Raw genomic sequence first — 7,558 nt, forward strand, 5'->3', positions numbered from 1 at the left:
GCTTGCACCGTCGCTGGATGTGCCTACGCCATCGCGAGCAGGCTCGCTCCCACAGAGGTTTGCATCCCTTCAGCTATTAGCTGGCGGTGCCATACCGCCGCACACCACTTTCCCCAACTGGCAAATGCGCCGCCGTGCTGCCCGGCGCCTGGAACAGCACCAGGTGCTCAGCCGCCACGCGGATACCGACGGTGGCGCCGAGCTGATGGTCGGCATGGCTTGGGAAAATCGATTCCAGTTGTGCGCCGGTCGACAGTTGCAGGCGATACAGGGTTGAAGCACCGAGGAACGTCTTGCCGACGATAGTCGCCGTGAGCGGACTGTCCGGCGCGTGGACGATGTCGTCCGGGCGCAGCAGGACGTCTACGGCACTGCCGATGGGCCAGGTGTACGCCCGGTTGCCGCGCAGCATGCCCAGTTCGGTCTGCACCGATTCCGGGCTGTCGAGCTGGCCGCGAATGAAGTAACCCTGGCCGATGAAGCTGGCAACATACGGCGTCAGCGGTTCGTGATAGAGGTTGTAGGGCGTATCCCATTGTTCCAGGCGACCCTCTCTGAACACGCCGACATGGTCACTCACCGCAAAGGCTTCTTCCTGGTCATGGGTGACCAGGATCGCACTGGTGCCGCGGGCCTTGAGAATGTCCCGCACCTCATGGCTGAGCTTGCGTCGCAGCTCGCCGTCGAGGTTGGAGAACGGCTCGTCGAGTAACAGCAGTTGGGGTTCCGGCGCCAGGGCGCGGGCCAGGGCCACACGTTGTTGCTGGCCTCCCGAGAGCTCATGGGGAAAGCGCTTGCCCAAGCTCTTCAGGTTGACCAGTTCCAACAGTTCCTCGACCACGCGATCCTTGTCTGGATGTTTGCGGATGCCGAACGCAATGTTTTCGGCGACGCTCAAATGCGGGAACAACGCGTAGTCCTGGAACACCATGCCGATGCGGCGTTTTTCCGGGGCGAGGGTAAACCCCGCGCGGGAAATGGTTTCCCCAGCCAACTGGATCTCACCTTCATGCACCGGCTCGAAACCGGCAATGGCCCGCAGGGTGGTGGTCTTGCCACACCCGGACGAGCCGAGCAGACAACCGATGTCACCGGCATTGAGGTGCAGGTTGAGGTTCTGGACGACTCGCTGGTCCTGATAACCGCAGGCCAGATTGTGCAGATTTAATAACAATGGAGCACTCATGCGTGGTGGTACGCCGGCTCGACGAGGAACTCCAGCAGGGCCTTCTGTGCATGGAGACGGTTTTCTGCCTGGTCCCACGCCACCGAGCGGGGATCGTCGAGCAGGTCGAGGCTGATTTCTTCGCCACGGTGGGCAGGCAGGCAATGCATGAACAGCACCTCGGCATCCGCCAGGTCGAGCAGAGCGCGATTGACCTGGTACGGCGCAAACAGCTCCAGGCGCTTGGCGGTTTCTTCTTCCTGGCCCATGGATGTCCAAACGTCGGTGCTCACCAGGTGCGCGCCGGCGACGGCCTGTTTCGGGTCGCGCAGGATCGTCACCCGGTCGCCGGCCCTGGCGACGAATTGCGGATTGGGTTCGTAGCCTTCAGGGCAGGCGATGCGCAATTGGAAGTCGAACTGGATCGCCGCTTCTATATAGCTGTTGCACATGTTGTTGCCATCGCCGATCCAGGCCACGGTCTTGCCCTGGATCGGGCCGCGGTGTTCGAGGAAAGTCTGCATGTCGGCGAGCAGTTGGCACGGGTGCAAGTCGTCGGACAGGCCATTGATCACCGGCACGCGGGAATGGGCCGCGAATTGGGTCAGCGTGCTGTGGGCAAAGGTCCGGATCATCACTGCGTCAAGCATGCTCGACATGACGATCGCGCAATCGCCAATGGGCTCGCCACGGCCCAGCTGGGTGTCACGGGGCGACAGGAAAATCGCCTGGCCGCCGAGCTGGATCATGCCGGCTTCGAAAGAAATGCGCGTGCGCGTGGAGGATTTCTCGAAGATCATCCCCAGCACACGGTTTTTCAAGGGCTCGAACAGTACGCCGCGCTTACGCAGGTCCTTGAGCTCCACGCCTCGACGGATCACGCCGAGCAACTCTTCGGGCGTGAAATCCATCAGGGAGAGAAAGTGCCTTGCGCTCATGATTGACTACCTTTTTGTAACTGACCGCAGATGCTCAAAGCCTTGTTTAATGGAAAAACGGGCGAGACCTGCGGCAAAAGCCGCACGGGGCGACGAAATTAGGGGAAGGCGCGATATTGACATTAAATGTCGCGTCTTACCAATAGGGCTACGGTTATAGGGAGTTCAACGAGGTCATGGCAGGACTGCGATGACATGTTTGAAGCCGGTTTCCTGACAGCAGCGACCCCATTTGTACACTGGCGTTGCGGCGCTTGGCAAACAAGCCGGACGGGCGCGGGAGGACAAACCGAGTTCTGTTGGCTAGCGTGCAATTGATTTCGTGTGTCTGTCATCGGATGTGAGATTTCCTAATGCCAGGGCCTGGGTTATAAATGAGCCCCTAGACGCAGGAGCCCCGAAATGGATTCGAAAGAGCAACAACTGATGGAACTGCTGGGGCTGACGGCACGCTCCCTGACGCACCTGACCGCTTCGGTGACCTCCATGTCATTCGAATTGTTGCGCAGCGAAGACGAAGTGACCAAGGCTGCCGGCCGCCGCATGATCGACCGCATGGCTACCATCAGCAGCGGCCTCGACGAACATTGGCGATTGATCGGCGAGTTGACCGGAGTGCCCATCGCTCAGGAACAAGTGGAAACCGTCGAGGAAATCCAGCTGCTGGCGCCGCCTCCCGAGCACCCCTGAAATCGGTTGGCCTGATGCCCGGCGATTCACAGGACGAACGTCGCTGGCGCGGTGGAGGATCTCGCGCCATAGTTTTGTTCCCGCGGCCGAAAGTGCCCGCTACGAATAAAACAGAGACTGGCCATGACCAAGACTCTTCATCACCGTGCGTGCCATCTATGTGAGGCCATCTGTGGCCTGACGCTCGAAACTACCGAAACTGAAGGCCAAGGCCTGGCAATCACCTCGATCAAGGGCGATCCGCTGGACAGTTTCAGCCGTGGGCACATCTGTCCCAAGGCCGTCGCCCTGCAAGATATCCAGAATGACCCGGACCGGCTGCGCCAACCCATGCAGCGAGTCGGCGGCGAGTGGCAGCCGATTGCCTGGGATGACGCTTTCGCCCTGGTTGCCGAACGCCTGGCGGCCATCCAGGAGCGTCACGGCCAGAACGCGGTGGGCGTCTACCAGGGCAACCCCAGCGTGCATAACTATGGGTTGATGACCCACAGCAATTATTTCCTTGGCCTGCTGAAGACACGCAGTCGCTTCTCGGCGACGTCGGTGGACCAACTGCCCCATCACCTGACCAGCCACTTGATGTACGGTCACGGCCTGCTGCTGCCGATACCGGACATCGACCATACCGACTTCATGCTGATCCTGGGCGGCAATCCGCTGGCTTCCAACGGCAGCATCATGACCGTGCCGGACGTGGAGAAGCGCCTCAAGGCGATCCAGGCCCGCGGCGGCAAAGTCGTGGTCGTCGATCCACGGCGCAGCGAAACGGCGGCCATTGCCGACCAGCATGTCTTCGTGCGCCCAGGGGGCGATGCCGCGCTGCTGTTTGGCCTGCTCAATACGCTGTTCAGCGAAGGTCTGTGCCGCGACAGCCATTTGCCGGTGGACGGCCTCGAAGAGGTGCGCCAGGCCGTGGCAGGTTTTACCGCCGAGGTGATGAGCCCGCTCTGTGCGGTGCCAGCGCCGCAGATCCGGCAGTTGGCCCGCGACTTTGCCGCCGCGCCGTCGGCCGTCTGCTACGGCAGAATGGGCGTGTCCACCCAGGCGTTCGGCACGTTATGCCACTGGCTGATCCAAGTGATCAACCTGGTCACCAGCAACCTCGATCGGGCGGGCGGGGCACTGTGCACCGAGCCGGCGGTAGACTTGGTAGCGACCACTTCGGGTGGCCATTTCAACCGTTGGCAGAGCCGGGTGTCCGGGCGTCCCGAATACGCCGGCGAGCTGCCCGTGTCGACCTTGGCCGAGGAAATGCTGACCGAGGGCGACGGGCAGATCCGTGCGCTGGTCACCGTGGCTGGCAACCCGGTGCTGTCCACGCCTAACGGGCGGCAGCTCGAACAAGCGCTGGATGGGCTGGAGTTCATGGTCAGCATCGATTTGTACATCAACGAGACCACGCGTTATGCCGATCTGATCCTGCCATCGACCTCGGCTTTGGAGAACGATCACTACGACACCACGTTCAACCTGTTCGCCGTGCGTAACGTCAGCCGTTTCAATCGGGCGATCCTGCCCAAGCCCGAAGGGGCGCTGCACGACTGGGAGATTTTTGTCGGCTTGGCCAAGGCGTTTGCCGCCCGCACTGGCAAGGAGCTCAAGCCGACCATGCCGCCCGCGCAAATGATCGACTTTGGTCTGCGCGCGGGAAGGTATGGGGATGCCTCGCCACACAAGTTGTCGCTGGCGACGCTGTTCGACCATCCCCACGGCATCGACCTCGGTGCGCTCAAGCCCAACCTGACGACGCGCTTGAAGACCGAAAATGGCCGTGTGCAGGCCGCGCCGGCGGTAATCCTCGCGGATCTGGCGCGCTTTGCCGCGCTGCGAGCGCCGGCATCGGACGAGTTGCTGATGATTGGCCGACGGCATGTGCGCAGCAACAATTCCTGGATGCATAACTTTCATCGACTGGTGAAGGGCAAGCCGCGCCATCAGTTGCTGATGCATCCGGAAGACCTCGCCAGTCGCGGTCTTGTCGATGGTCAACGCGTACAGGTCAGTTCTCGGGTGGGCGTGATCGAAGTGGAGGTGCAAGTCAGCCTGGACATGATGAAAGGCGTGGTCAGCCTTCCCCATGGCTGGGGCCACGCGCGACCGGGCGTGCAGATGACCATCGCCAGCGGCCAGCCTGGTTCCAGCGCCAACGACCTGACCGATGAATGCCAGCTCGATGAGTTGTCCGGCAATGCGGCGCTCAATGGGGTTCCGGTGAAAGTGGCGGCTGCGTAGAATTGTCCTTGGGCCGGACCGAGCAGGGTGCTCGGCTTTCCGTTACAATGCGCCACCGTGTCGACATCTGTAGTCGCAAAGTTCAAGCCGAGGTGCTCCGTGGATATCATCGAAACGATCAAAGACCAGATTGCCAACAACACTATCCTGCTTTACATGAAAGGCTCGCCGAATGCCCCTCAGTGCGGCTTCTCGGCCAAGGCTGCTCAGGCGGTGATGGCGTGTGGCGAGAAGTTCGCTTACGTGGACATCCTGCAGAACCCGGAAATCCGCGCCAATCTGCCCAAGTACGCCAACTGGCCAACCTTCCCACAACTGTGGGTTGGCGGTGAACTGATCGGCGGCAGCGACATCATGACCGAGATGGCCGCGGACGGTTCGTTGCAGTCGACGATCAAGGCAGCTGTAGAAGCGGCAGCGGCGAACAAGACTGAAGCTTGATCCACAGTGGATTTAAATGAGCCTGGAAATCCAGGCAACAAAAAGCCCCGCTCCTCGAAAGAGGGCGGGGCTTTTTTGTGGCTTGCTTTCGCGGAAGCTTATTCTTCGCCCATCTGCGATTGCAGGTAGTTCTCCAGACCGATCTTGTCGATCAGGCCCAGCTGGGTTTCCAGCCAGTCGATGTGTTCTTCTTCGGACTCGAGGATATCCTCGAGCAGCTCGCGACTGCCGAAGTCACCGACGGTTTCGCAATGGGCGATGGCGGCTTTCAGGTCGGCGTGGCCGGTGCGCTCGATACGCAGGTCGCATTCGAGCATTTCCCGGGTGTGTTCGCCAATGTGCAGCTTGCCCAGGTCCTGGACGTTTGGCAGTCCTTCGAGGAACAGGATGCGCTTGATCAGCTTGTCCGCATGTTTCATCTCGTCGATGGATTCGTGATACTCATGCTTGCCCAGCTTGTTCAGGCCCCAATCCTCATACATGCGCGCATGCAGGAAGTATTGATTGATCGCGACCAGCTCATTGGCGAGGATCTTGTTGAGATGCTGGATGACTGTGATGTCGCCTTTCATGGTGAGGGCCTGCCCTGTAATAGCTGTGTATACGGCAGAGTTTGAGCCGGGCAATTACCAGTGTCAAACCTAAGTTATTGAATAATAAATGAAAATTAATCGGAATAAGAATGTTTGTGTTCCGCGTCTGGAAGCTAAGCGTTTGATTTACAGGCATAAAAAAACCGGACATTGAGTCCGGTTCTTCAAAATTCGGGATTTAAGCGGCAGTAAATTCTACCGGATAAGGGATCGAGGCCTGGGCAGTCTGCGCTTTGGCGAGGGTTTCACGTACCACTTCCTTGGCAAGGCAGGCACATTTACCGCATTGGCTGGCTACGCCGGTGGCCTGGCGGACTTCCCGATAGCTGCAGCAACCTTCGTAGATCGCTTCGCGGATCTGACCGTCGGTGACGCCAGTGCAGAGGCATACATACATAAGTGAGAACCGTCGCTGGTTGTGACTCAATTGAGACGGATCTTAATGTTAACGAGAATGATTGTCAAAGTTGTTTCTGGTGCTCCCCGGTCTGAGCTGGCTTGGTCTGACGAACGGTTTTTTACATCGGCGGGCCATGCGCCGGGGTGGATTTTTCGCATCACCGAAAAACCGTTGAGGACAGTCCAAATGTGCGGTGTATGATGGTCGGTCCTTGTAAAGCGGGTTCGTGTCACAGGGCTGTCGCCTGCGGGTGGCAGGCTGGCGCGGACCCGGTTTTCACGTTACTACACCAGGAGATATCCAATGAGCGTACTCGTAGGCAAACAAGCCCCTGACTTCACCGTTCCAGCCGTCCTCGGCAACGGCGAAATCGTCGACAGCTTCACCCTGTCCTCGACCATCAAAGGCAAATACGGCCTGGTGTTCTTCTACCCGCTGGACTTCACTTTCGTCTGCCCGTCCGAGCTGATCGCACTGGATCACCGCATGGACGATTTCAAGGCGCGCAACGTCGAAGTGGTCGCGGTTTCGATCGACTCGCACTTCACCCACAACGCCTGGCGCAACACCGCCATCAATGCGGGTGGCATCGGCCCGGTGAAATACACCATGGCTGCCGACATGAAGCACGAAATCGCCAAGGCCTACGACGTTGAGTCCGAAGGCGGCGTGGCCTTCCGTGGCGCGTTCCTGATCGACGACAAAGGCGTGGTCCGTTCGCAGATCATCAACGACCTGCCGCTGGGCCGTAACATGGAAGAGCTGATCCGTCTGGTCGACGCTCTGCAATTCCACGAAGAACACGGCGAAGTCTGCCCGGCCAACTGGAAAAAAGGCGACAAGGGCATGACCGCATCGCCTGAAGGTGTAGCGGCTTACCTGGGCGAACACAGCGACAAGCTGTAAGCGCACTCAGGCATAAAAAAACCGGCCCTTGATGGGCCGGTTTTTTATGGGCGGGTTATAAGCTGTAACGCAGAATTTTTTGCGCTGAACAGCGTGGCGAGGGAGCTTGCTCCTGCTCGACCTCGCAGCAATCGCAAAAAAAGGGGCCGCTTCGCAGCCCAGCGGGAGCAAGCTCCCTCGCCACAAGAGCCAC

The 7,558-nt window shown here is 59.6% G+C and carries 8 protein-coding genes; 4 read left to right on the forward strand and 4 right to left on the reverse strand.

Going from position 1 to position 7,558, the window contains the following annotated elements; genetic code table 11:
• Positions 1-76 precede the first annotated feature (76 nt).
• Together ACE04F_RS20090 and argF are read right to left on the reverse strand one after the other, a co-directional pair.
• Positions 77-1,186, reverse strand: a complete 1,110-nt coding sequence (locus tag ACE04F_RS20090) for an ABC transporter ATP-binding protein (protein WP_486109383.1) — start codon at positions 1,184-1,186, stop codon at positions 77-79.
• Positions 1,183-2,103: an ornithine carbamoyltransferase gene (argF, locus tag ACE04F_RS20095; protein WP_486109385.1), complete on the reverse strand. Its 921-nt coding sequence runs from the start codon at positions 2,101-2,103 to the stop codon at positions 1,183-1,185. The genes ACE04F_RS20090 and argF overlap by 4 nt, the downstream gene beginning before the upstream one ends.
• A gap of 402 nt (positions 2,104-2,505) precedes the next feature.
• Between argF and ACE04F_RS20100 the strand changes: the two genes are divergently transcribed.
• The 3 genes from ACE04F_RS20100 to grxD all read left to right on the forward strand — a co-directional run bounded on the left by ACE04F_RS20100 (position 2,506) and on the right by grxD (position 5,466).
• Positions 2,506-2,793 carry a hypothetical protein gene (locus ACE04F_RS20100; protein ID WP_305496360.1) on the forward strand — a complete coding sequence of 96 codons (288 nt, stop codon included), beginning with the start codon at positions 2,506-2,508 and terminating at the stop codon, positions 2,791-2,793.
• Between the two features lie 123 nt (positions 2,794-2,916).
• Positions 2,917-5,025, forward strand: a complete 2,109-nt coding sequence (locus tag ACE04F_RS20105; RefSeq protein WP_486109387.1) for a molybdopterin oxidoreductase family protein — start codon at positions 2,917-2,919, stop codon at positions 5,023-5,025.
• Positions 5,026-5,124: 99 nt separating this feature from the next.
• Positions 5,125-5,466, forward strand: coding sequence for a Grx4 family monothiol glutaredoxin (gene grxD, locus ACE04F_RS20110; RefSeq protein WP_305496358.1), 342 nt, complete (start codon positions 5,125-5,127; stop codon positions 5,464-5,466).
• Between the two features lie 98 nt (positions 5,467-5,564).
• Here the strand turns inward: grxD and bfr are convergent, their stop codons facing one another.
• A complete protein-coding gene (gene bfr / locus ACE04F_RS20115) occupies positions 5,565-6,038 on the reverse strand; it encodes a bacterioferritin (protein ID WP_186635709.1) in 474 nt (157 codons plus the stop codon).
• A 199-nt stretch (positions 6,039-6,237) separates the two neighbouring features.
• Positions 6,238-6,456, reverse strand: coding sequence for a bacterioferritin-associated ferredoxin (locus ACE04F_RS20120; RefSeq protein ID WP_486109390.1), 219 nt, complete (start codon positions 6,454-6,456; stop codon positions 6,238-6,240).
• A gap of 306 nt (positions 6,457-6,762) precedes the next feature.
• Here ACE04F_RS20120 and ACE04F_RS20125 point away from each other — a divergent pair, with 306 nt between their 5' ends.
• Positions 6,763-7,365: a peroxiredoxin gene (locus ACE04F_RS20125; protein ID WP_486109392.1), complete on the forward strand. Its 603-nt coding sequence runs from the start codon at positions 6,763-6,765 to the stop codon at positions 7,363-7,365.
• The last annotated feature ends 193 nt before the right edge of the window (positions 7,366-7,558 follow it).

Source organism: Pseudomonas sp. AGC41 (assembly GCF_057334555.1).